Here is a 2,605-nt window from a genome sequence, read left to right as displayed (position 1 = left end):
AAAAAAGGAATCACCCGTGGTATTCATAACAGCTGGTACGATCTGAGGCAGGTGGAGCTTCCTGCCGGAATGACGCTGTTGGAAAAGATGCAGTACGAACATGACCCGTCTCTGATGAGCCCTTCAACACAACAGGCATTGGAGAAAGAAGTGCAGCGGCTGAAGAGTGATGGCATTCGGATGAACCCGGGCACCCTGACGCAGGCAACGCTGGCTTCGGAGAAAGCCCAAAAAGTGCTGAAAGAACGGGGGATTACTGTGGTCAGCGAGAAGCGCCCCTTCGTTACCAACGATGGCGCCCCGAAAGAATGGAAAATGCTGGTGCCAAAGAAGATAGCGAAGCCTGATGTTCAGGAGGATACGCCAGCGGGGTGGGCATGTACAATCCTTTGATCTTGCTCTGAAAATACAGTTACGGACAACAGACTGTAATGGAACTTTTTACCAGCCGGTTACTCCAAGAACCATAGAATCCACCCTCACGGAAGTGGGTAAATAATAAGTTTTACTGGAGTATTACCATGAATGTTGTCCATGGAAGGCGAGCCTCTGCCAGCACGTGCCCTCAACCTCAACCAAACGTTGACACCCGTGCGGTGACGGCCTCTGGCCAATGGACAATCTGCGAATCGACCCGCCAGCTGCCACCCTGTCATCCCAGGGAGTATGAGCGACAAGAGCTACTGCGGGCTGCTGAGAGTGGTCGTCTGGCGTTTCGGCAAATTAGATTGACTAAAGAAAAAAATTACTTTTCAGGTAAGGGAACGCCGAGACCCTTTACCCTCGCCCTGCCGGGGGGGATGATGCCCATTAAGCCCATGCCGGAAATAGAGTTTGGCAAATGGATGGTAGGCATTGTTGATCCACAATGCCTATATGTCTATAAACGTGATGCAGCTACCGTACATCTGCTGGCAGATTTTGGCGCAACTCCGGAAACACTGCGAGCAAAACTACTGCCTGATCTGCAATCAACGCTCGATAGACGTCTTGAGCATGGCAATCAGGTCATCTGGAGAGTTTATCCTCACCGTTTCACTTCGGGACATCTGCAAGCGGATGGAACGTTCAGTTTACCAAAGTTGAAACCCGACAATGCCACCCCTCCACTTGATTACCCGGAACTGGTGCTCATTAAATATGGCAAAGAAGACATCAAATGCTTCTGTGTATACAACGATGTACAGACAAATATTGCCGATACCCTTCGGAACAAACGCCAGTGTGAAAAGGTATTAGAGCTTAAACCCTTGCCTCTGGTTGTTTATTGCCACCGCACAGGTTCTGTTCAGGTCTATTTTGATGATGAACTGGACAACAAACACCTGGCCAGGAATGAGGATTGCCTGGATTATTTTTCGATGTCACAGAGCATAGCCCCGGAAAATTTAAGAGGCATGTTGAATCTGCTACCAATGTCTTTGCGGACAGAGGCACTGAGTTCGGAATTAACCGTATCACCGGATACTGAGCACAAATTGCAACAAGCCATCAAACTGGTGGATGATCCTGATTCATACAGTTATGAGCAGCTTCTGAAATTAAAAGAAAGTGGCTTCCCCATTCACCAGCATTTTTTTCATGAAGGATGTTTTGAATCTTTGCTTGAAATGCTCCTGTGTTCCAAAAGGCTCAGAAACGGACAGCCTCAGGAGAAGCAAATTCAGAAACAGGAGGAAGTAGCTTGCCAAATGTTTCAGCTGCTTTTGGACAGTGGAGCAAGTCTGCCACGACATTGGTGCGTGGAATTCGTTTACTGGATGAATCGTTTTGACGTTAACCCAATGCCACTGGGCATAATGAATTGTATGCTGGCTGCCTTTAGACCATTTGAATTCCTGACTCCGCTCCATCTCAGGAAGCTACCTTTGACCGCCTGCCCTGGAGCAGTTGTTGAATTAGACCGCATTTGCCAGGGGCTTAATCAACAGCAACTGCAGGACGCCCTGGAAGAGCTGGTGCTACGATATTCAAGTGATGGTCAACCCGAGTCTCCTCTCGACATCATGCAGTCTCACTTACTAGCCCTGTTTCACTATGGGGCTCCCCTAAGCAGAAACTTTCTGGAATCTCTTAAATCCAGTTTGCAGAGGGAATATCGTGAAGGTGAGAAGGTTATAGATGATCTTGCTCCGCACGATTATATCGAATGGCTTAAAACACTCTGGGAACAACGGGAAACACATGCTTTCTACCAGAATTGGCCAGAGCATCTTCAGCAAGCTCAGCAGGACGTCGCGGACCTGAAACAATCTCTGGATATGAAGAATTCCCGCGACCTGGCGACACCATTGACAGCCAAGGCACCAACGGCATTACAGTTTCTGGTGGAGGCGTTCAGTAAACCGCCGGTCCTGCCTGATCATGTCGGTGATAATGAAAAAACCATCCTGAAGGTATTGCAGCATTATTACCGCCGTCCGGGTCCGGAACGCGTGATCAGGAGCCTTGGCGGACAGAGCTTGCCAATAGTATGGAAACCGCTGCACAGCTGCAGTCATGTCCTGCGGGCCAGGAATAATGGGCTCTGGTATATGGAGTTGCTGGAGGAATTTGAGCAGCATTACCTGAGCCCGAAAGAAAAAGAACTCCTGGCGCTGGCGAT

The 2,605-nt window shown here is 49.1% G+C and carries 2 protein-coding genes; both read left to right on the top strand.

Annotation, left to right across the window (positions count from 1 at the left end; all coding sequences use genetic code 11):
- Positions 1 to 393, top strand: a 393-nt coding sequence (locus KDK16_RS01400) for a hypothetical protein (protein WP_257274346.1), incomplete at its 5' end; no start/stop codon positions are given.
- Positions 394 to 521: 128 nt separating this feature from the next.
- A partial coding sequence (locus KDK16_RS01395) for a hypothetical protein (protein WP_257274345.1) occupies positions 522 to 2,605 on the top strand: 2,084 nt, incomplete at its 3' end.

This window comes from Endozoicomonas sp. SESOKO4, assembly GCF_024606275.1.
Note: the sequence above shows the minus strand (reverse complement) of the source record. Positions and strands in the feature narration are given on the sequence as shown.